Below are 22228 nucleotides of genomic sequence, written 5' to 3'. Positions count from 1 at the left end.
GAAACGGAGACAGGCGATGTCGAGGAACTGGGGGTTGGGAGCGGCGCTGCTGGCGCTTTGTGTTGGCTTGGCTTCGTGCGGGGGCGATGGCGATTCGCCGTCGGCAGCCGCTTCGAATCTGTCGGCCGCGGCACAGTCGCAAGGCAACGAAGACGGCAACAGCGGCAACAGCGGCAACGGCAATGGAAACGACAACGACAACGCAGCATCGAAGAAGAACGCCGACATTCGCGTCGTTCAGTACGTCAATCCGCTGATCGGTACCGACTACGCGACCGACCAGCCGGCCGACCCGGTCGGCTCGGGTCTGGGCGGCGGCACGTTCCCGGGGCCGACGGTCCCGTTCGGGATGATGCAGTGGAGCCCGATGACGCCCACCGCCCAGTACGACAGCCGCAAAGGCGACGGCTCCGGCTTCTCCGGCGGCTACTGGTACGGCGACACGTCGATCAACGCATTCAGCATCCTGCACCTGAGCGGCACCGGCTGCTGGGCGAACGGCGGCTACCTGAACGTGATGCCGCAGCTCGCGCCCGGCGACGCCGGCACCCCCGCCAGCTTCAGCCACGCGAACGAGACCGCGCAGGCCGGCTATTACGGCGTCACGCTCGGCAACGGCATCAAGGCCGAACTGACGACGACGCTGCGCACCGGCTTCGCGCGCTTCACGTATCCGGCACTCGCGCAGGGCCAGCAGGCGACGATCGCGATCGATCCGACCGTGCTGAACAACCGCGCGCAAGGCTCGACGGGCGACACGATCAGCCAGGTCGGCGACCGCGCGTTGTCCGGCACGATCGCGGGCGGCGGATTCTGCTGGGCCGGGCATGCGGTGCCCGTCTACTACTACGCGGAATTCAGCCAGCCGTTCGCGGTGAAGCCGGCGCTGTCGAACGACAGCCCCGTGGCGTTGACGTTCAATGTCGACCGCAAGCACCCGGACGTGATGATGAAGCTCGGCATTTCGTTCGTCAGCGAAGCGAATGCGAAGGCGAACCTGCTCGCCGAGAATCCGGGCACCGATGCGCAGGGCAACCGGAACTGGCGTTTCGACAAGGTACGCCGCGCGGCGAGCGCCGCGTGGAACGCGCGCCTGAACGCGATCCAGGTCACGGGCGGCAGCGACGCCGACAAGACGAAGTTCTACACCGCGCTGTATCACGCGTCGCTGCACCCGAACGTGTTCAACGACGTGAATGGCCAGTATCCGGACTTCTACGCGTCGAACGGCGCATCGGCCGCGCCGACCCGTCAGGTCGAGCAAGGCCGCACGATGTACGCGAACTTCTCCGGCTGGGACATCGACCGCTCGTTCATGCAGCTTCAGGCATTGCTCGATCCGGTGCGGACCAGCGACATCGTGCAGTCGCTCGTGCTCGATGCAAAAGCGTGCGGCGCGTTCCCGCGCTGGGCGTACTTCAATACCGAGACGGCCGTGATGCCCGGCGATGCGGGCTCGATCATCGTCGCGAACGCGCATGCGTTCGGCGCGACGAACTTCGACACGCAGGCCGCGCTGTCGATCATGAAGCGCAGCACGACGCCGGGCGCCGCATGCGCCGGCACGCCGGTGATGGGCAGCCGCGCGGATTACGACCGGCTCGGCTACGTGCCGTCGTCGGGCCCGGGCGACAACCAGACCGCGTCGAACACGCTCGAATATGCGGTGCGCGACTTCGCGGTGTCGCGCTTCGCGACGGCGCTCGGCGATACGGCGACGGCCGGCACGCTGCTGAAGTCGAGCGGCAACTGGCAGAACGTGTTCGACAGGAACGCGATCCAGCCGAAGACGTCGGCGGGCGCGTGGGTCACCGACGGCACCGGCTTCATGGAAGGCAACTCGGAGCAATACACGTGGTACGTGCCGCACGATCTCGGCGGCGTGGTCGCGCAGGCCGGCGGCGCCGCACCGGTCGTCAAGCGGCTCGACACGTTCTTCACGCACCTGAACATCGGCACCGTGCAGCCGTATTTCTACGTCGGCAACGAAGTGACGATGGCCGTGCCGTGGGTCTATGCATGGGCGGGCGCGCCGTCGCATACGCAGCGCGTGCTGCACGCGTCGCTCGCGAACGCGTTCGGCACCGGTGCGGCCGGGCTGCCCGGCAACGACGATCTCGGCGCGATCTCGGGCTGGTACGTGTGGGCCGCGCTCGGTCTCTACCCGGTCGTGCCGGGCGTGAGCGGCGTTGCGCTGTCGAGCCCGCAGTTCGAGAAGATCGTCGTGCGCGTCGGCCAGCAGGACGGCAGCTACCGCCTGCTGCACATCGTCGCGCCGGGCGCGGGTTCGGGCGATGCCGCGTCGTTCTACGTGAAGTCGCTGAAGCTGAACGGCGCACCTTACCCGACCGCGTGGCTGCCGTTCGAGCACATCGTGAAGGGCGGAAAGCTGTCGTATTCGATGACGGCCGACGCGAGCGCGGCGACGTGGGGCACCGACGCATCCGCGATGCCGTCGTTCCCGCAGGCGGCCGGCGCGCCGTAACGGTCGAGAAGACCAACGAGCGGTTCTTGCCGACAGGATCGACGCAGAGAGAGAGGGAGGGACGAACGGATGAAGCTACGTCATGTGGTGGGTATCGGGTGCCTTGCCGTGTTGTCGGGGTGCGGGGGCGATCAGGCTTCGACGGACGCGAGCGTGCTCGCGCAGATGTCGAACGCGCAGGGCAACCAGAACGGCCAGGGCGATCAGAACGACCAGGGCGAGAACGGCGGCGCGGGCAAGCGGTCGCTGCTGCGCAGCGTCGATCCGATGATCGGCACCGCGAACCTCGACATCAACGCGGACTGGAGCAGCGGCGTGCGCGGCCACGGCCACGTGTACCCGGGCGCGACCGTGCCGTTCGGCATGGTGCAGCTCGGGCCGGACACGACCGGCGGCGCGCACACGCTGCCGTGGAACTGGGATCGCACGTCCGGCTATCAGTACGACGATCCGCTCATTACCGGCTTCACGCACACGCACCTGTCGGGCACCGGCATCGGTTCGGGCGGCGAAGTGCGGTTCCTGCCGACGCTGGCGCCGGTCGACACCGCGACGCTGGCCAAGGTGGCCGCCGATGCGTCGATCACCTACAACGCGTCGTTCAGCCACGACGACGAAACCGCGAGCCCCGGCTACTACCGCGTGAAGATGGCGCCGGTCGGCAGCGGCAACACGCCGTGGAACGTGAAGGGCGCGAAGATTCTCGCGGAGATGACGGCCACCGCGCACGCGGGCGTGCATCGCTACACGTATTTCCCGAGCGCGGCTGCGCAGAAGCGCAGCATGATCGTCAGCATCGACAACCCGATCGGCGGCTCGACTGCGAGCGGCAAGATCCAGGTCATCGACGCGCAGACGATCGCCGGCTGGGAGATCACGAACAACTGGGCGAACAACAAGCCGACGTATTTCGTCGCGCGTTTCTCGAAGCCGTTCGATACGAAACACGTCGCGTTCAGCGCCGACGGCTTCAAGGCCTACCTGACGTTCGCCGACGGTAACGACAGCGGCGCGGTTACGGTGAAGGTCGGCATCTCGCCGTCGAGCCTCGCGGATGCACAGGCCAATCTCGCCGCGGAAGTCGGTGCGAAGTCGTTCGACCAGGTGCGCGGCGCGGCCGAACGCGTGTGGGCCGACGCGCTCGGACGGATCAGGATCAAGGGCGGCAGCGCCGACCAGCGGACGATGTTCTATACGTCGCTGTATCGCACGATGCTCGCGCCGACCGTCTACAACAACGCGGACGGCAGCTACGTCGGCACCGATTCGACCAACGACGGCACGACGTCGCCGCCGACGACGAGCAAGCACGCGAATCCGGGCTTCGACTATTCGTCGACGTTCTCGCTGTGGGACACCTTCCGTGCCGAGTCGCCGTTGATGACGCTGGTGCAGCCCGAGCGCGTCGACGGCTGGGTCAAGTCGCTGCTCACGCAGTTCAGGCAGAACGGCAAGGGCGAGCTGCCGGTGTGGCCGCTCGCGCAAACGGAAACCTTCACGATGGCCGGCCACCCGTCGATCCCGCTGATCGCCGATGCGTACCTGAAGCACCTGACGAGCGCGGGCATCGACGACATCTGGACCGCGTTGACGACCACGCAGGGCGCGAGCGCGCACGGTTTCGACCAGTACCGCCAGCGCGGCTACGTGTATGCGGGCGACAACGCATCGGTGTCGACGACGCAGGACTATGCGTTCGACGACTGGGCGACGGCCGCGGTCGGCAAGGCGGCGGGCAAGAGCACGGCCGACTACCGGCCCTACCTGCAGCGCAGCCAGAATTACCGGAACGTGTTCAATCCGACGCTGAACAACGGCTGGAAGTTCTCGCAGCCGAAGGATGCGCAGGGCAACTGGGTGGCGGGCTTCGACCCGACGGCGGCGGAGAAGACGGACTTCTCCGAATCGAATGCGTGGATCGATACGTGGAACATCTTCCACGACTTCCCGGGGCTCGTTGCGTTGCTCGGCGGGAAAAGCCAGTTCATCGCGCAGCTCGATCGCACGTTCGATCCGGCCAACCCGCTGACCTTCCTCGGCAACCAGGGCTTTCCGGACCTGACCGGCCGCAGCGGCCAGTTCTTCGCCGGGAACGAGCCGGCGAACCATCTGCCGTACCTGTACGACGTCGCGGGCATGCCGTCGAAGACACAGGACCGCGTGCGCACGGTGATGGACGATATGTACTCGCTGACGTTGACGGCCGGCGATCGCGCGTTGCTGAGCGGCGACAGCCTGAAGGCCGCGCTGGCCGACCCGCGCCGCGTGCGCGATTCGGCCATTCCCGGCAACGACGACTGCGGGCAGCTGTCCGCGTGGTACGTGCTGTCCGCGCTCGGCATCTATTCGCTGAATCCGGTGGGCGGCGTGTTCTACCTTGGCACGCCGCTGTTCGAGGAAGCGACGATCGACATCCCGGTTGCATCGGGCGGCGGGGACGGCGGTGCGCTGAAGTTCGGCAAGTCGCGGCGCTTCACCGTGACGGCGCACACGGCCGGCGGCGGTGCGCCGTCGTCGGTCAATCGCTATGTGCAGTCGGTGAGCCTGAACGGCGTGCCGCTGCATCGGCCGTACATCACGTACGACGAGATGAAGGCCGGCGGCACGCTCGATTTCGTGATGGGGGCGACGCCGAACGATGGTTGGGTCAGCCAGTGGAACGGTCAGGATCCGAACAGCGCGCTCGCACCTTCGCTGGCGTTGGCAGGGAAGTAGCAGCAGGCAACAGCAAGCGGCCCGCCTCGACGCGGGCCGATTGGCTTCATCCGGCGGCGCCGGTTTCGAGCGGATCGGCATCCTTGTGGCCGTCTTATCCGGCTGTGTGGGGCAGTTGCCGGATCGTCACCGGGCCGCTGCGCGACTGCTGGGGCAGCAAGGGGCTGATCGTCGCCGGGATGCGGGTGCGGGCGGCCGGGCGTGCGCCGGCCGCGCTGACGGGGCGGTTGCGCTGGCGGCTCGTGGCGAGCGTGTTGCCCGGTCTCGGCACGGCGATGGTCTGTCCGGGCCTGATTGCCGCCGTGTCCGATGCGTCCGATGCGGCCGGGCCAGGCTGGCGGGCGCGCTCGCTCGCCGAGCGTGTATCGGTTCTGATGCGATCTCGGCTGTGCGATCCGCGCGTTGCCGGCCGGCTGGATGGCCGACCGATTCGGCTTCGCCGGAACGCTCCTCGCGGTGGCCGCGGTGACTTTCGCGTCTGGGAGACGTCGTCGCGCTTATGATGCGGGAACGCCACTGACAGGGTTCCCCGACATGGACGCGCCGCTTCCGCCGATTTCTGCCCCGATTCCCGAAACGGAACCTGAAACCGAAACCCTCGCCGAGCCGCGCGCGTCGCGGCTGCATCGGCCGGTCGCGCTCGTCACCGGATCGACGTCGGGAATCGGCGCGGCGATCGCGCGCCGCCTGGCGGCGGACGGTTATGCGGTGATCCTGCATTCGCGCAGTTCGGCGGACGTGGGGCGCGCAATGGCGCGCGAACTCGGCGCGGCCTACGTGCAGGCCGATCTCGCCGACGATGCCGAACGCGTGCGGCTGATCCACGACGCACTGGCCGTGCACGGGCGGCTCGACGTCCTCGTCAACAATGCGGGCGTCAGCCGCGTGATTCCGCATGACGACCTTGCCGCGGCGACGCCCGACGTGTGGCGCGAGATGCACGAGATCAACGTGATCGCGCCATTCCGGCTCGTCGCCGAAGCGGAGGCCGCGCTGCGCGAGGCGGCGTCGCACGGGCGGGCCGGGTGCGTCGTGAACGTCAGTTCGCATGCGGGCGTGCGGCCGAAGGGCGCGTCGATTCCCTATGCGGCGGCGAAGGCGGCGCTCAATCACACGACGCGGCTGCTCGCCCGCACGCTCGCGCCGGCGATTCGCGTCAATGCGGTCGCGCCGGGGCTCGTCGATACGCCGCTCACGGCCGACTGGACGGACGCGCAGCAGCTCTGGCGCGAGCGCGCGCCGATGCGGCGGGCGGCGGCGCCGGATGACATCGCGCAGACGGTCGCGATGCTCGTCGCGTCCGATTACGTGACGGGCGAGATCGTGATGCTCGACGGGGGGATGAACCTGACGTGATGCGGTGATGCGGTGATGCGGCGATGCGGTGATGCGGCGATGCGGCGATGCGGCGATGCGGTGATGCGGCGATGCGGTGATGCGGTGATGCGGTGATGCGGTGATGCGGTGGTGCGGTGATGCGGTGATGCGGTGATGCGGTGATGCAGTGATGCAAGTGATGTGGGGATACAGCGTCGCGGTGTTGTGGCGATGCGGTGATGTCGTGATGCAATGTCGCGGCCGGACAGCCGCGCGCGAGAATCATGCACGCGATTGCCGCGACCGCTTTCCTGCCCGCGTACGCGGATCAGCCGAGCCGCGACCGCAGTTGCGCGAGCGCCTGGTCGTGCGTGCGCTCGAACTTCAGCGGCGTGACGGCGACATACCCTTCGCCGAGTGCGACCGTTTCCGAATCTGGGTCGTCCTCGCGCGGCGCGCGGGCCAGCTTCAGCCAGTGATAGTCGATCTCGCGCGGATCGCGGCCCGACACGATCTCGACGCCCTGCAGCGTACCGGCCCCCTGGTTCGTCACCTTCAGGCCGCGCACGTCGTCGGCCGGCCGTGCCGGGAAATTCACGTTGAGGCACGCGTCGCTGTCCCAGCCGGCGGCGACGAGCCGGCGAATGACGTCCGGCGCGAGCGCAAGCGCGGTGCCCCACGGCACCGCATTGCGATCGGTGAAGGCCTGGCTCAGCGCGATGGCCGGCACGCCGACCAGCATGCTCGTCATCGCGGCACCGACCGTGCCGGAGAACACCGTTTCGGTGCCGAGGTTCGCGCCGCGATTCACGCCGGACAACACGACGTCGGGCCGCGCATCCTTCATCAGGTGGCTGATCGCGATCGCGACGCAGTCACCGGGCGTGCCGCGCACCGCGAAGCGGCGCTCGCCCTTGCGATGCACGCGCAGCGGTTCGTGCAGGCTCAGCGAATGCGACGTGCCGCTCTGGTCTTCCGCCGGCGCGACGATCCACACTTCGCGCGCCAGTTGCGTGGCGACCTGTTCGAGCACTTCAAGGCCGGGGGCGTCGAATCCGTCGTCGTTGGTGAGCAGGACACGATCGAACAGCGGGCGGGTTTCTTGCATCGGGACGATCCTCGCAGGTAGGCAATGAGGGGAGAAGGCATCGCGGGTACACCCGCAAGGCTAGCATCCCGTCGCGACGCCTGCGTGCCACGCGGCGCCTTGCACCGTGCGCGCATGCGAAAACGGGCGCATTGCGCGCCCGTTCTCGGGTTCGACAGACCGCCCACGCGGCGGGTCGGATCCGCGTTACCCGCGTTACCCGCGTTTATCCGAGCAGGTACCGCAGCAGGCCGGCCGACACGACGCCGACGATGACGGTCGGCAGGATCGACAGGCGTGTCGCCGCGATCAGCGTAATGGCCAGCGCGAGCAGGTCGGCCGGGCGCGTCGACACGAAGGCCGGCGCGATCACCGAGATCAGCACGCAGCCGGGCACGTTCTCCATCACCGATGCCATGCGCGGGCTCAGCGTGCGATTGCGCAGCAGCACGTAGCCGAGGATGCGCGACAGGTAAGTCGTCGACGCCATCAGCACGATCGTCGCGACCGTGCTGACATCCGGGAAATCAGGCATCGCGCGGCTCCCACAGCAGCGCGGCGATCAGCCCCGCGCAGGCGCCCGCCGCGACGTACCATGCGCCGGGCACGGCCAGGTGCGTGGCCGCCGCGACGACGAGGCTCACGAACCACGGGCGGCTCGCGCGCATTCCTTTCCACATCCCGCGCAGCAGCACCAGGAAGACGGCCGTGAACGCCATGTCGAAGCCGTACTGCTCGACGTTGCCGATCGTCGGGCCGACCGCCGCGCCGAGCGTGGTCATCGAGATCCATGTCAGGTAGAGCCCCACGCAGATGCCCGCGTAATAGGGCACGCTGATGTGGGTGGCCGAGCGCGCCCGGGCGTCGGCGAGCGACATCGCCCAGCTTTCGTCGCACATGAAGAACAGGGCGAAGAACGCGCGGCGGCGGGGCAGGCGGCGGATATACGGCTCGAATGCAGCGCCCATCAGGATGTGGCGCGAATTCACGAGGAACGACATCGCGACGATCAGCGCGATGTGCGGCGGCGACGTCCACAGATGGATCGCCGCGAATTCCGAGCCGCCGCCGAAGTTCATGCCGGTCATCATCGGCACTTCGAACAGGCTCAGCCCTTTCTGCGCGGCCTGCGCGCCCAGCACGAGCGCGAACGGCACGAAACCCAGCATGACGGGCAGCGCCGCGCGCAATCCGCGACCCATCTCGGCGACATAGGCGGGCTTGTCGCGAAGCCCTGACGACGTTGAAACGCTACTGCTCATTACTCCTCCTTCGGGGGAGGAATTGTCTGCTTTTTTGACTCGAATCGGGTTGCGTTGTGGCCATGATTTTCGGAGAATTTGGCATCGAACGAACGATTTGGGAATTTCTTGGAATCGGATACCAAATGAAACTTGACGCCATCGACCGCCGGATCCTGAGCGCGCTCCAGCGCGACGGCCGCATGCAGAACGTGGAGCTAGCGCACGAGGTCGGACTGTCGCCGTCGCCGTGCCTGCGGCGCGTGCGGCTCCTCGAGGAAGCCGGCGTGATCGAGAAATACGTGGCCGTGCTGAATCCCGCGAAAGTCGGCAAGGGCCTGACGATCTTCACGCGCGTGTGGCTGAAGGGGCAGGACGCGGAATCGGTGAACCGCTTCGCCGACGCCGTCCAGCAGATGCCGGAAGTCGTCGAATGCCACCTGATGGCGGGCGACTGCGATTTCCTGCTGCGCGTCGTCGCGGCCGATATCGACGACTACCGGCGCTTCCAGATGGAAACCCTCACGCGCATCCCGGGCGTGCTGAGCGTGAAGACGGACATTCCGATGCAGAAGGTCAAGCTGACGTCGGCGCTGCCGACGTAACGCGACGCGGGCGCGGCGACTCACGACGACGGGTCGACGAACGGTCACGGCTCGGTGACAATCGCCCGATAGACTGACGCATCGCGCCGCTTCGGGCATGTCGCCCGTGTTGTCGCGCGACGTTCGATGCGCAAGCAACTAACGGTCAATGTCGACGCAAATGGGCGGGCGGCGCTGCGCGCCGGGACATGCGCCGGCGCGGATGCGTTTCTTCTTGTCGGGCCATTCATGCAGCCAATCAACAATCCGTGGAATTCGCTGGAAATCGTCAAGCTCGTGCTGGGCGTGCTGACGCCGTTGTCGGTCGCGTGTCTCGGCTGGCTCGTCGCGCGCCGGCTGAAGCGCCTTGAACTGGTGCAATGGACCAACCAGCGATTGATCGAGAAGCGGCTCGCGTTGTACGACGCGGTCGCGCCGCAGCTCAATGCGCTGCTGTGCTTCTACACGTGGATCGGCTACTGGAAGGACATCTCGCCGGACGACGTGATCCGCGCGAAGCGCGAGCTCGACCGTACGTTCCACATCTACCGCTACCTGTTCGACGACGACGTGTACGACGCGTATCACACGTATATCCATGCGCTGTTCGACATGCATACGGGCCCGGGCCGCGATGCGCGGATCCGCTCGCTGATCCAGGCGCCCGATGGGGACCGCAGCGTGCACGGCTCGTATGAGTGGAAACCAGCGTGGTCCGACCGTTTCGCGACGGCGAATGTCGTGCCGAGGGACGACGTGCTGCGCCACTACACGCAATTGATGGAGCGGCTGCGCGTGGCGCTGGGCGCGACGCGCTGAAGGCAGCCGCGCCCGCGCGCTGATTCACGCCGGTATCGAAATCCGCCACCGGGCGGCGCGAATACCTGGCCTCGCGCAAGAAGCGGATGCGGCGCCCGGCCGCTGCTGACATGCTCGCGCCATCATCACTCGCGCGAGGTCAGTATGGTTGTCGACACCGGCTGCCAGCCGCTCATGATCCGCTCGCCCGGCGCGGACTGGCGGCGTTTCTTCTCCGTCGGCGCTTCTCGTCGCAACGAACGGTCGTTGCCGGCCGAGCCCGAGATCGGCGACATCGTCTTCATCCGCGTGACCGTGCGGCCGTTTCTCGAAGTGGCGAACGCGACGCGTTCATGGACGAATCACGTGGGCATTGTCGTCGGCGAGCGCGACGGGGAACCGCTCGTTGCCGAGAGCACGTTCCCGCTATCGCGCGTGACGACGATGTCGCGGTTTCTCGCGCGCTCCGATCGCGGCGCATGCGTGATCGCGCGGCTGAAGCAGCCGCTCGATGCAGAGCAGCGGCGGCGGCTTGTCGACGCGGCGATGCGCCGGACCGGTGTGGTGTACGACACGGGTTTCAATCTCGCGTCGCGCCGGCAGTTCTGCTCGCGGTTCGTGCGCGAAGTCGTGCGCGATGCGACGCGGATCGTGCTCGGCGACGTCGAGACCCTCGACATGCTGCTGCGCCGGAATCCCGATCATCCGCTCGGTTTCTGGAGGATCTGGTATTTCGGCCGGATTCCGTGGCGGCGTCGCACCGTGACGCCGGCGAGCTTGCTCGAGAGCGACGCGTTGCGGGTGGTGGCGGATACACGCGGGTGTGTCGAGAATTAGCCAGAACGTGGCCGTTCGGGTGGCACCTGAATCGGGCAGCGGTTACGACTACTGCCGCCCCGCCACCGCAAGCCGTGCCGCCAATCCGACGAATACCGACCCAAGCAGATACTGAGGCAGCTTCGACGGCCGGCGGCGCGCGCCGATCCGCTGGCTCAGCCGGCTCGCGGAAAGAATGACCGCGCCGTTCACGGCGAGTCCGATCAGGTTCAGCACCGTCGCGAGCACGAGAATCTGCACGGCGATCGAACCGTGCTCGGGGTGCACGAACTGCGGAAACAGCGCGAGCACGAACAGCGCCATCTTCGGGTTCAGCAGGTTCGTCGTCAGGCCCTGGCGGAAGATCGTCGCGGTCGAGTGGCGGCGTGGCGACGCGACGGGCGACAGCGCGGTCGCATCCGAACGGAACGTCTTCCATGCGAGATACAGCAAATACGCGGCGCCTGCGAAGCGCACGGCGTCATACGCGATCGGCACTGCGACGAAGAGCTGCGACAAGCCCAGCGCGGCCGCGAGTGCGTGGCAGTAGGTGCCGGCCTGAATGCCCGCGAGCGTGGCGAACCCCGCGCGCCGCCCCTGGCTCACGCTGCGGGACGCGATCAGCAGCATGTCGGGGCCGGGCGTGGCGGTCAGCGCGAGACACGCGCCGGAGAACAGCGCGAGCGTGGATAGGTCGATCATGGAAGTCCTTTTGTGCCGGGGAGGCGTGAAAGGGAGGTCAGTTTAAGAGGGGGGGCGGTGCGGGTCAATCGCCCGAAAGGCCGATGATTCGACGTGCCGGCGCAGCCGCCCGGCAACGGATTTGCTCCGATTTCGATGCAACGACGCAGGTATCCCGCGCCGTCTCGCGTGAATCAAACACACGCACCGACGCACCGCTCCGTGACGTTTACTGCTTTCGGCACGCCACCTGATAATCGATCACGGTATTCGCCGACGGCGTGTCCGGCTCGCCGCCGGCCGTCGTCACGCCGAGCACGCCGGCCGCGCTCCGGTATCGCAGCGCGCAATACCCCATGCCGGTGCCCGAGCACGCTTCGGCTTCGATGATCCCGTGCTTCGCGAGCGTCGCCGCGCCGTCCAGCGGGTCCGGCTTCTCGTGCGGCCGCAGCGGCTGCCAGCCGTGCGAGATCAGGATCTTGCGCGCCTTGTCGAGTGGTTTGCCGTACACATTGGGCACGACCGCACGGCCGTGACAATAAGTGCGCTCCGCGGCGACCGCGGTCAGCCGCAAGCCGCCATGCTCTTCGCGCAGCTCGCCGACGGGCGCCGACGGACCATCGCCGCCCCAGACGAGCAGCGCACCGCTTTCCAGCGACTCGACCGAGCCGAGTTGCCAGCCGGCCGCGCGTGCCGTGTAGCCGAGCGCGACGAGCGTCGTGCCGTCGAAGACGCCGATGTTTGCGTTGCGCGCAAAACAGATCGCGCTCGTCCCCGGCTTGAACCCGCTCGCGAACGTGACGACCGTGTAGCGGCCGAGCGGCGCTTCCGACGTCACGATCCAGCCGAGCCTCGCGACGTCGCGGCCGGCCTCGGTGGTGGTCTTCGCACGATATCGCGCGCAAAACGCATCGAGCGTGCCGTTTTCCGGCGAGTGCGGCAGCGCGCCAAGCGGCACCAGCGACGCGCCGACGATATCGGAGGCCGTCCGCAGCGTCTCGGCCGACGCAGCGCCGCCGAGCGCCACGCATGCAAATGCCGCGATCGATGCGACGTGGCGGGCAAATAGCTGGACAGTCATGCGAGGCATGTGGATGGTCTCCAGGAAAGAACAGGCAACCGCGATGATCGCGGGTTTCCGCGCCGGTGTCACGATGGGGCACGCGTACGCCCGGTTCGGTGGCGCGCGATGCGCGAGACGGCGACGTCAGTGCGCCGATCTGTCCTGATGCAGCACCTTCTCGAACAGCGCCTGCGCGCGTTCGGCGGGCATCTCGTTGTGGAGGTCAATCGACAGCGGATGATCGGTCGTGTCGAGTGCGACGAGCGGACGTTGGCCGGCGGGGCACGTGTGCGCGTGCGGCTCCACGGGTTATGAGGTAGCCGGGATTCCTGGAGGGGCCAGTTGTTGTTGTTTGCTGTTGCGCCGTGTATCGAGCGGTGCTGCGAAGCGCAAGCCACACCCAGGCCGTTTGCGGCATGAACGGGCGTTGAGCTGACTGGCCGTGCAGAGGGCGCGATGAGCGAACCGGCAGGCGGGATGCGATCGAACGCTCGCTTCGAGCGATCCTGCCCAGCCAGGTGCCATGCACCATGCACGCCGTTCGCTGCCTTCCCGCTATTGATAGCTCATCGTGAACGTCGCAACCGCATTTGCCGTCCCGCCCTTCAACGTGCCGGTCTGGATATAGCGCGCGGTCAACGGAATCGTGAATACCCCCTGTCCTTGCGGAATGTTTCCGGCTTTCCACTGATTGGGGTTCGACGCGTCGCTGGAATCCGGACCAAAATTCAGCGGAGACCCGTTTCTCAGAATCTGGACTGCGACACCCGATGCCTCGGAGTTCGGTGTGAGCGACAGCCGATTCGAGCGGTTGCCTGAATTGGAGTTGTCGGTCAGCGTCACGTATGCGTTGGTCGATGTGCCTAGGTCACCGCCCGTGCAATTCAACTGAATGCTGAAGTCGCGCTCGGGAGTAGTGCTACCGACGCCGCTGAAGTCTTTCGACGAAAAGTCGTTGCCGGTCGGACTCATCTTGACGGCGATCTGCTTGGTCGCGACTGAACAGGTCGGCACCTTCGGCTTGATCTCGATCCCGCCCTGGATGCGGATCGACCTGTATTGAATCGTTCCATTCACATAACTTCCAGCGAGTTCGCCCTTCAACGTTCCCGCTGCAGTGATCGGGCCGACCTTGACGAATTCGATGATCAAGGATGAGGTGCTTATATTGATCATCGATGTACCCCAGTTGACAGTGAATGGGAGCCAATTTTTGTTATTCGAAAAGCGAATGCGCACCCCAACACCAGGAATGGTAGTCGGATAAGTGTTATATACGGGTTCTGCTGTTCCGAATAATCGTCCGTGGAGTAGGGTATCGGCGATCTGGCTACAAGAAAGAGTATTGCTTAGTCCCGATGCGGAGACTGTTCTCGAATCGAGTACGGTGCCGATTGGAACCGATGGATTGAATTCGGGGGTGGAGTAACCGTTAACGTAGTACATAGCGATATTACCCGCGAGAGATGTTCCGTTCCCCCACTCGCAATCCGAGGCCGACATGGCAAGGGCCGGCGAGATCGCAGCGCCAAACAAAATGACAGAGAAGATCGTGTTGCGCATTCGTATACCTTTCAAGTGTTCGTTGTCGTGTGCGCCGGGCTTGCAGGATGTACCGAGCATCTGTGCACGATCACCGCTTCGCGTTACCGGCCGGCCATGCGGCAGCTCATCGCAACACGCTCGTACATGAGCGCCTTGTTCTGCTGCGGCAGCGCGTAATTGCCTTCACACGAGCCTTCGCTCCAGCGAATCGACAGGCGCCCCTGATCCTTCACGCCGAAAACGAGCACGCGCGATGCGTTGTCGACCATGCCGAGCACCTTGTCGTTCTGGTCGTAAGCGGTTGCGCCGAGCGGCACCTTCTTGCCGTCGGTCGTCGTCACGTCGAACTGGATGCGGCGGCCCGTTTCCGCGGCGAAGCGTGCTTTCACGATTGCGCCGCGCGTCGGTACGATCGTTTTTGCGTTCTCGGTGATCTCGGTGTCGTTGCCGAGGCTTTCCGTGTCGATGTTGAGCCAGTTGTACCGGTACGGCTGCGCGTAAGGCAGCACCGCATAACCGCGACGATCGGTGCTGACCGTCGACGACGAAGCGAAGCGTGCGCCCTTCACGCCGGGCACCTCGACGATCGCGAACGTCTCGCCGACCGGCTGGCCGAGCGTGACGCCGCCGCGATGCGCGACGATCGACCCGGTTGCGCCGACGTCGACGTGCTTGCCGTGGCCGGACTGGGTGTAGTTCGACGTCAGTTTCGCCATCGGCGTATCCCAGCCGAGACCCACGCCGCCGGAGCCGCCGTTGCCCTTCTGGTAGTCGCCCTGTACCGAATAGTTGACCGTGTTCCTGTCGTTCAGGAAGCCCGATACGCCTGCCTGGACGCTCACGTCGCCGCGCGTCGACGCCGTGACGTTCGAGTACGCGCGATGCGCGCGTGCGCTGCTGCCGAACGGAATGCAGACCGTCGCCGAAATCTGGTTGTCGGTGCGCCCGAACGGCCCCGTGTCCTGCGTGCGCGCGAGCGCGACGCTGTAGCTGAGGTTCTTCAGCGAGCCGCTGTAGCCGAGCTGGATGTTGCGGCTCGTGCCGCCGCGGTTCCAGTAGCTCGTTTCGCCGACGCTCGCGTAGACCGACCCGTTGCGACCGAGCGACTGGTTGATGTTCAGGTCGACACGGCTCTTCTGGCGTCGCACGCCGTCGCCTTGCCGGTTGCTCATGTCGTCGACGTGCTGGCTCAGCGTACGGAAGCCGTCGGTCGAATACCGATAGCCGACCATCGTGAACGTGGTGTCGGTGGCCGCCAGCGTCTTCGAGTACAGGAACCGGAAGCTCTGCCCGTTCGCTTTTCGGCCCGGCGCGTTCGACTGGCTATGCGTGATGTCGAACGAAATGCCGCCGAGCCGCGAGTTGAAGCCGACGCCGAGCGCGATCGCGGCATAGTTCTGTGCGCCGATCAGGCCGCCGTAGCCGGTGAAGTTGTCGGACAGGCCATACACCACCGTGCCCTGCGCGAACTTCGGGCGGACTTCGCCGACCCCGCGATACTGCCCTGCGGAAAACGAATAGCGAACCGAGCCGCGCCGGATCATCACGGGCAGGAACGAATAGGGCTGCGTATAACGCCGGACGCTGCCGTCGGATTCGGTGATAGAGATTTCGAGATCGCCGTTGGAGCCGCTCGGATAGATGTCCTTCAGCTCGAATGCGCCGGGCGTGACCGTGGTCGAGTAGATCACGTAGCCGTTCTGACGCACCTCGACGACCGCGTTGGTTTGCGCGATGCCGCGCACGACCGGCGCGAAACCGACCTCATCGTCCGGCAGCATGCCGGTGTCCGAGCCGACCTGCACGCCGACGAAGCGGAAACTGTCGAAGATTTCGCTGGCCGAATACAGTTCGCCTGCCGACAGCGTGCCTCTGATACCGCGCAGGTCGCGCTGCACGTAGGTACGGTTCGACGTGAACTGCGACTTCGCGCCGCGGCGCCCGGTTAGCGCCGATTCGTTCCTGAGCCGCCAGCCGCCGACGTTGAAGCCGTTGCGCAGGCCGAGGTAATAGTAGGAGCTGTTGTAACCGGAGTCGGAGTCATGGCTGAAATTGGCCTGATAGTTGCTGTAGGCCGCTACTACGCCGTCGTCCCACTTCGACGGATCCACGTAGCCGCGCGACCGGCCCGGCACGTAGGCCTGCGGCATGCTGATGTTCAGCGACAACGTGCCGACGTCGAAATCCGCCGACGCGCCGTCGACGATCTCCGCGAGATTCAGCACCGCGTCGTCTTGCAGGCCGGCCGGAATCCTGTTTTCCCGCTCGAGCCGCTGCGAGTCCACGCCGAGCGCCTTGAGCAGGCCGAGTGTGATGACGGGCTTGACCTCGCCGCCGTTCGCCTGAAAGACGATCGATTCGCGCTTGCCGGGCTGCTGGTTCAGCGACACGTCGACGTCGTACGTGCCGGGCGGTACGGAACTACCCTGTTCGAGGTATTTGAGCTCGACAGGTGCGTCCCCTTTCTTGAGGAAGAGTTCGTTGAACTCTGCCGCCTGAACGGTCGTTGCCGCAACGAGACTTCCCAGCGCCACCAGACAGGTAGCTCCCTGGCATGCCGCTACCCGCAAATCGATTTTCTTTTCAGTGGTATCCATGCCTTGACCTTGATCGCGTGCCGTTCCTACCTGCCCTGATTTCAGGAATGCGCGCCTCCAGTAAATTAGTAATGCGAATTTATATCGAGCGACTCGAAGCTGAAGCTGACGGAATGCGTTGTCAGTTGGAGACTGTTGCGTTGTTCTCTTCGGTCGCGCCGAAGTCGTTGATCGACTCGAAGTTGACCTTGGCGCCTGGTGCAAGCGATTGGCCGTTGTAGTTCTTGACGCTGAGTTGACGGGTCGACTGCGGCGGAATCATTTCCGTATTGATCGAATGCGTTTGCGCGCCGCTATTGAGCGTTGCCCTGACCAGCGATACGTAATATGGGGAGGCGTTGACGACCTCCATGCCGTACTTGCCACCCGCCGCGCGCCAGCGCCATTGCAGTTGCTTGGCGGCATCCTCGGGCTTGCTGGCGAGGTTGGCCGGCCGATAGAACAGCTTGATGCGCTGGCGCACCGCGACTTGCAGCGTGTTATCGCCATCCGATTTCTGCGGAATTTCCTGCACGCTGAGCCAGAACACGGATTCGCGGTCAGTCGGCAAACCCTGGCCGGCGTAGAAGATCCGAAGCGTTTGCTGCTTTTCGGCGCCAAGGCGACTCAGCGAAGGCGTAATCGCGAACGGCAGATCGCTTTTCTGGTCGTCCGATTCCAGCCATGACTGAATCATCACGTCTTGCTTCGACGGGTTCCTGACGAGAACGGACGCTTCCTTGCTCTGCGCCGTGTAAACGACGCGCGTGCCATTCAACGAGATGCCGGCGAACGATGCGCCGGAATAGGGTAATAGCGAGCTGGCCGCGACCAGCCCGGCAATGAGTGATCGTTTCATGATGGAATTGAAAAGTGAGAAGGGCGACGGGACCGTGACCCGTCGCGTCGCCCGAAGAGGTGCTTACTCGTAGGTCAGCGTGAACGGCAGCGTGCCGTTTGCCACACCGGCCTTGATTGCTGCGCCGTTCGCGACATAGCCGGCACGCAGATTCAGCGCGGCGGTGTAGGTCGGCGCGTCGTCCGGGCCGCCCTTCACGAGCGGGGCGTCGAACGTTTCGTTGGCAGCCAGGTTCAGCAACTTGTTGTTGCTGTCGTACAGACCGATGCCGACGCCTTCCGCGTCACCCGAGACCTTCAGCAGCTTGTTGTTCTTGCCGTCGAGGCCCGTACCCGTGGCCGGATCGAACTTCATCTTGACCGTGGTCAGGCCGGTGCCGGTGTTGCCGCAGTCGAGGTTCAGGTTGATCTGCGTGCCTGCGGCGACGCCGCCGCCAACGGTGTTGCCGATCGAATCCGCGCTCACCGTGCCGAGGTTGACTGCGATGCTCTGACCGCCGGCGCCGGGCGACACGTTGGCGCCTGCGCCGCCCGTCAGCGAGCACGATGCCGTCGTGATCGCGCCGGTGAAGTTGATGGTGCCGTCGGCGGCCATAGCCGAACCCGCTGCCGCGAACGTGGCCGCTGCCGCGGCGATAGCGAGAATATTTTTGTTGAGAGCCATGATGTTTCCGTTTCAACGTGATTTAAAGGAAGGGTGTTAACTCTTTGGAAGAGTTGGTGCAATGGTACTGTTGGGGGGGTGTTTATTTGAATTGGATGTGTCCGAAGTTGTATTACTATTTCGTAGTACAAGTACGAAAAAGATTTTTTGGGGGTGGTTTGGTGGGGATTTCTTTAATTGTCAGAGGGATTTGACATTGAGACGGTCGAATGCCGGAGATGGTAGGCAGGACGGGCAGGACGGGCGGGCGATCGGTGGCGACGTATTCCGGAATATATGACTGGCTTGAATTCGTCGATGGAGTTTTCCGAAATTTATGTCGGGCGAAGAGGAAAAATCATCTTTCGCAGGCTTTTTACTTGTTTTTATAAAGCCCTATTCAAGTGGGCGGTGTTTTTTGTCCGTGAATTCGAGATGGACGCGATCTGGTTGCGTATCCGGTTGAATGAGATACTCGCGAATCCCGCCTCGATCGATTTGACGCGTACAACGCATCCTCGCCGGCGGACGCGTCGACGCGTGCGTGTGGCATCTGCAATCCGCGGCGTTGAGCTGCCTCGGGCAGAGGCGACACGGGATCAAGAATTTCTTGATGGTGACGTTGGCGCGACCTCAGCACGGGGCGCCACCTCCGGTCATGCACAACCCCGGGGGAGCACTGCCCGGCTAGCCCCGTGCGCTTCCTCGTGGCCGTGATCTCGTTGCTCGTGCCGCCAGTCCGGAACCGTATGGATCAAATCGACGGCTACGCGCTCGTCGTTTCGGAAGCAATGGTGTTGACGACCTGCGATCCGGGGCCACGGATATTTCGCTTGGGCGACCACGCTATTTCTGCGACGAGCAGGAAGACTGGCCATCACCCATCTGTACCTTGCCTGGCAGGGGCTCGGCGGCAGCATCTCGCGATGCCGGGACGGCATGCGGCTTCAGCGGCAGGCGCTATGTGATGTGTTGCAAGGAATTTGCCGCCCAGGAGGGATGGCGGGGCGATTCGGCGCCGGTATCGCGAGCGATCTTCCCGGGAGACTGAATCGGAGTAGCGATTCGCGATGACGATGACCCGTGCGCAGCGCCGTTATTGCATGTGCAAATGCGAGCGCGTGCGTGCGTCGAGACATGGGTGGGGTTGCGCCTTTCATCGAGCATGCCGACAAGCAGCAGGCCGTGGCATGGGCTCGACGAAAGAGATGTGTCCTTGGCGACATCAGCGCGGCAAGCCGGCAAGACCGGGCGCGGCGCTACAGTCGGAACGACGATGCCGCACACACCTCCGTCGGTCGACGAGATGCAGGAACGTACCGCGCCTTGATGCCCGGTATCGTCGCTCCGCCGCTTGCTCAGCCCTTCGCGACGACGTCGATGCGCAGCGCTTCGCCGCCGTCGACGATCGCCAGCAGACGATCGACGTTCGGGTGCGCGCCCGGGCGGTTGCGTGCGTCGGCCGTATGTTCGGCGAACACGGCGAGGCCGTGCTCGGCCGCTTTCGCGTCGAGCGTGCCGAATGCCTGCTGCAGATAGTTGTATACCGCGAGCGAGCCCTGCTTGCCCGGCTGGTTCTCGATGGTGGCGACCACGTCGCCGTTCGCGTCGACGAGATCGATGCGCGCGATGCCGTCGATGGCCGGCAATTGCGCGAGATTGTCCTTGAATACAGGGGTCGGTTGAATCACTGAAAACACTCCGTCGGTTTGATCGTGGAAAGGTGGCGGCCTGTATGTTATCTGATTCGCCGCGATGCACTTTTCGATGCAACCGGGCGATCTGCACGGAGTCTGATCGTCCGATCGTAGGCGCGCGCGGCGGCCGATTGCGGGCACGCGGGAATGCTCCGCGACGTGCAGTCGGCCGGTTTGGCATGCCTGCTTCTCGTGCCGCCGCCGCTTCAGCGTGACAGTCGCGATCGCAATTTCAAGACATGCCGGTCGTCAATTGTTGCCATCAAGACAACACGGTGAACGCGTTGGCGACGCTACTGACGTCGGGAATCCAAATCTACAATTTGTTTGAGCGCGGGTTGTACAACGCTTGTTTCATGTTCCAACCCAACGTATCTGCCGCAACGAAACCGGCAACCCGTCCGCTTCGTCCGGCTGGATCGTTCTTGCCTGCTGCGGAAACGCCGTTCTTTTCAACGGAGCAACCATGACATTCAATTTCTTGCCGCGATCGACCCTCTGCTCCGCGATGCTCTTGTCGATCGTGCCGACCATCGCTGTCGCGGGAACGTTCTCCGTCAAAGTCGATGACCTGAACCATGGCCGGTTCGAGAACGAACAGGTCTACGGCGGATTTGGCTGCCACGGCGGAAACGTCTCGCCACGCATTTCGTGGTCCCATCTTCCTCACGGAACGAAGAGCGTCGTCGTGACCATTCACGACCCCGACGCCCCGACGGGCGGACTGGGCTGGATGCATTGGGGCGTCGTCAATATTCCGGCATCCGACACGTCGATCGAAAAGGGCGCCTCCGGCGATCCGAAGCGGATGCCTGCGGGGGCCATCGAAACGCTGACCGACTTCGGCGCGGCGAAATACGGTGGGCCTTGCCCGCCTCAGGGGGAGTCGCACCGATACATCGTTACGGCATCGGCGCTCTCTGTTCCAAGTATCGACGTGAACGCCACGTCGAGCCCGGCCCTCGTGGCATATCAGATGCACGGAAAAGTGATTGCACGGGCTCGCTACGTTGCGATGTATCACCGGGCGGCGGAGTGAGCGTCCTGGCGGGAGGTCATCGCGGCGACCTCCCGTCGTCGACACTCAGGTTCACGCCGTTGACGAAACGCCCGTCGCTGCTGACGAGAAACAGTGCGGCGCGAGCCGGTGACCTGCGGCCGAATTTCATGAACGGTGAGACGGTGAGTCACGCGTCGATCCGATCCCCTTGGGGTTTACTTGCGACTAGCCCGGCCCATCGCTGGCGGCAGCGAGAAGCGGAACGACCAGATCGCTGATCGGCGTCGGAATGCCGTGCGTTCGTCCGTAGCGCTGCACGACGCCGTTCCGGCAGTCCCATTCGAGCGGATGGTTGCCTTGTCGGTCGGCAAGGATGGACGTACCTAAATCGGGCGGAAAGCCATGCAATCCATCGACGATTTCCTGCGGCACGTCATCCCCCAGCTTCGCGCCCTCCGCCCGCGCGACCTCGAGACATTCCCGCAGGTAGGCGAGCGACAGTTCGGTGATGTCGCTTCGCGCGTACATGCCGGCGCGGCGACCGGTCAGCACCATGAGTCCCGCCACTGCGTTCTGCAAGAGCTTGCGCCAGGCGAGCGAGATGAAATCCTCCGCCACCTCCGGCGCGCAGCGCGTGCCGTGCAAAGCGGACACCACCACGTTGCTCGCCGGCGTATCGGGCAGGGTGAGCCGAGGCTTGCCCCGCAGCCACACCGATGCGCCCGATTCGCGCTGCGCCGGAAACCAGACGACCGACGGCACGACCGTGGCGCCGGCCGCATACGGTGCGAACGCGGCTTTTTGCTCGACGCCGTTTTGCAGCACGCAGACGACGGTATTCGCATCGCATAGCGCGGAGACCCAGGGTGCCGCACTCGCTATCTGCGTCGACTTGACCGCAACGAACACGAGATCGAACTTTTCCTCGACCGCGTGCGGATCGGTCAGTACGGGCCCGGGCACGACGATCTCGCCGCCGTCGAAGCGCAGCTTCAACTGTTCGTGCGCCGAGCGGCCGCAGATCACCGGCGTGCGGCCGGCTTCATGAAGGGCCGCGGCGACGGTCGTTCCGATTGCGCCCGGACCGACGAGGGCGACGGTCGGGTAGTCAGCGTTCGTCAT

The 22228-nt window shown here is 65.0% G+C and carries 19 protein-coding genes and 1 pseudogene; 8 read left to right on the top strand and 12 right to left on the bottom strand.

Features of this window, described 5'->3' with window-relative positions; all coding sequences use genetic code 11:
- The first annotated feature begins 16 nt into the window (after positions 1–16).
- The 4 genes and pseudogenes from DPV74_RS03065 to DPV74_RS03050 all read left to right on the top strand — a co-directional run bounded on the left by DPV74_RS03065 (position 17) and on the right by DPV74_RS03050 (position 6556).
- Positions 17–2485: a GH92 family glycosyl hydrolase gene (locus DPV74_RS03065; protein ID WP_119336483.1), complete on the top strand. Its 2469-nt coding sequence runs from the start codon at positions 17–19 to the stop codon at positions 2483–2485.
- 69 nt (positions 2486–2554) lie between these two features.
- Positions 2555–5200 (top strand): GH92 family glycosyl hydrolase, encoded by a 2646-nt coding sequence (locus DPV74_RS03060; protein WP_119336482.1) that lies wholly within the window; start codon positions 2555–2557, stop codon positions 5198–5200.
- Positions 5201–5255: 55 nt separating this feature from the next.
- Positions 5256–5720: pseudogene (locus DPV74_RS03055) on the top strand (MFS transporter); the annotation flags it as partial.
- Between the two features lie 14 nt (positions 5721–5734).
- Positions 5735–6556, top strand: coding sequence for an SDR family NAD(P)-dependent oxidoreductase (locus DPV74_RS03050; RefSeq protein WP_119336481.1), 822 nt, complete (start codon positions 5735–5737; stop codon positions 6554–6556).
- A gap of 289 nt (positions 6557–6845) precedes the next feature.
- On the opposite strand, the gene surE is transcribed toward DPV74_RS03050, so the two are convergent.
- The 3 genes from surE to DPV74_RS03035 all read right to left on the bottom strand — a co-directional run bounded on the left by surE (position 6846) and on the right by DPV74_RS03035 (position 8866).
- A complete protein-coding gene (gene surE / locus DPV74_RS03045) occupies positions 6846–7625 on the bottom strand; it encodes a 5'/3'-nucleotidase SurE (RefSeq protein ID WP_060174184.1) in 780 nt (259 codons plus the stop codon).
- Between the two features lie 205 nt (positions 7626–7830).
- Positions 7831–8139 (bottom strand): AzlD family protein, encoded by a 309-nt coding sequence (locus DPV74_RS03040; protein ID WP_059523777.1) that lies wholly within the window; start codon positions 8137–8139, stop codon positions 7831–7833.
- The gene (locus DPV74_RS03035) at positions 8132–8866 is read right to left on the bottom strand and encodes an AzlC family ABC transporter permease (RefSeq protein WP_059696142.1); all 735 of its coding nucleotides are present in this window, start codon (positions 8864–8866) and stop codon (positions 8132–8134) included. The genes DPV74_RS03040 and DPV74_RS03035 overlap by 8 nt, the downstream gene beginning before the upstream one ends.
- A 125-nt stretch (positions 8867–8991) precedes the next feature.
- Between DPV74_RS03035 and DPV74_RS03030 the strand changes: the two genes are divergently transcribed.
- From DPV74_RS03030 to DPV74_RS03020, 3 genes are all read left to right on the top strand, one after another.
- Positions 8992–9450 carry an Lrp/AsnC family transcriptional regulator gene (locus DPV74_RS03030; RefSeq protein WP_006749370.1) on the top strand — a complete coding sequence of 153 codons (459 nt, stop codon included), beginning with the start codon at positions 8992–8994 and terminating at the stop codon, positions 9448–9450.
- A 228-nt stretch (positions 9451–9678) separates the two neighbouring features.
- The gene (locus DPV74_RS03025; protein ID WP_060086065.1) at positions 9679–10248 is read left to right on the top strand and encodes a hypothetical protein; all 570 of its coding nucleotides are present in this window, start codon (positions 9679–9681) and stop codon (positions 10246–10248) included.
- Between the two features lie 144 nt (positions 10249–10392).
- Positions 10393–11064, top strand: coding sequence for a YebB family permuted papain-like enzyme (locus tag DPV74_RS03020; RefSeq protein ID WP_119336480.1), 672 nt, complete (start codon positions 10393–10395; stop codon positions 11062–11064).
- Positions 11065–11112: 48 nt separating this feature from the next.
- Here DPV74_RS03020 and DPV74_RS03015 read toward each other — a convergent pair whose 3' ends face one another.
- From DPV74_RS03015 to DPV74_RS02980, 8 genes are all read right to left on the bottom strand, one after another.
- Positions 11113–11745: a LysE family translocator gene (locus DPV74_RS03015; RefSeq protein ID WP_060174186.1), complete on the bottom strand. Its 633-nt coding sequence runs from the start codon at positions 11743–11745 to the stop codon at positions 11113–11115.
- Between the two features lie 208 nt (positions 11746–11953).
- Positions 11954–12814 carry a PASTA domain-containing protein gene (locus tag DPV74_RS03010; protein ID WP_059696135.1) on the bottom strand — a complete coding sequence of 287 codons (861 nt, stop codon included), beginning with the start codon at positions 12812–12814 and terminating at the stop codon, positions 11954–11956.
- 117 nt (positions 12815–12931) lie between these two features.
- On the bottom strand, positions 12932–13093 hold the full coding sequence (locus DPV74_RS03005; RefSeq protein ID WP_155687634.1) for a hypothetical protein: 162 nt from the start codon (positions 13091–13093) through the stop codon (positions 12932–12934).
- Positions 13094–13342: 249 nt separating this feature from the next.
- Entirely contained in the window at positions 13343–14350 is a 1008-nt protein-coding gene (locus DPV74_RS03000) for a fimbrial protein (RefSeq protein WP_240439907.1), read from the bottom strand.
- Between the two features lie 83 nt (positions 14351–14433).
- Complete coding sequence (locus DPV74_RS02995; RefSeq protein ID WP_119336479.1) at positions 14434–16929, bottom strand: fimbria/pilus outer membrane usher protein; 2496 nt, start codon at positions 16927–16929, stop codon at positions 14434–14436.
- Between the two features lie 121 nt (positions 16930–17050).
- A complete protein-coding gene (locus DPV74_RS02990; RefSeq protein ID WP_059696131.1) occupies positions 17051–17767 on the bottom strand; it encodes a molecular chaperone in 717 nt (238 codons plus the stop codon).
- A gap of 63 nt (positions 17768–17830) precedes the next feature.
- Positions 17831–18430: a fimbrial protein gene (locus DPV74_RS02985; RefSeq protein WP_059696129.1), complete on the bottom strand. Its 600-nt coding sequence runs from the start codon at positions 18428–18430 to the stop codon at positions 17831–17833.
- A gap of 1337 nt (positions 18431–19767) precedes the next feature.
- Positions 19768–20100, bottom strand: a complete 333-nt coding sequence (locus DPV74_RS02980; RefSeq protein WP_060194279.1) for a DUF2322 family protein — start codon at positions 20098–20100, stop codon at positions 19768–19770.
- Positions 20101–20572: 472 nt separating this feature from the next.
- Between DPV74_RS02980 and DPV74_RS02975 the strand changes: the two genes are divergently transcribed.
- Positions 20573–21145, top strand: a complete 573-nt coding sequence (locus tag DPV74_RS02975; protein WP_059696124.1) for a YbhB/YbcL family Raf kinase inhibitor-like protein — start codon at positions 20573–20575, stop codon at positions 21143–21145.
- A gap of 186 nt (positions 21146–21331) precedes the next feature.
- Here the strand turns inward: DPV74_RS02975 and DPV74_RS02970 are convergent, their stop codons facing one another.
- Positions 21332–22228 (bottom strand): oxidoreductase, encoded by an 897-nt coding sequence (locus tag DPV74_RS02970; RefSeq protein ID WP_119336494.1) that lies wholly within the window; start codon positions 22226–22228, stop codon positions 21332–21334.

This window comes from Burkholderia sp. HAN2018, from assembly GCF_024704855.1.
In the GTDB taxonomy this organism is placed as follows: Bacteria; Pseudomonadota; Gammaproteobacteria; order Burkholderiales; family Burkholderiaceae; genus Burkholderia; species Burkholderia cepacia.
Note: the sequence above shows the minus strand (reverse complement) of the source record. Positions and strands in the feature narration are given on the sequence as shown.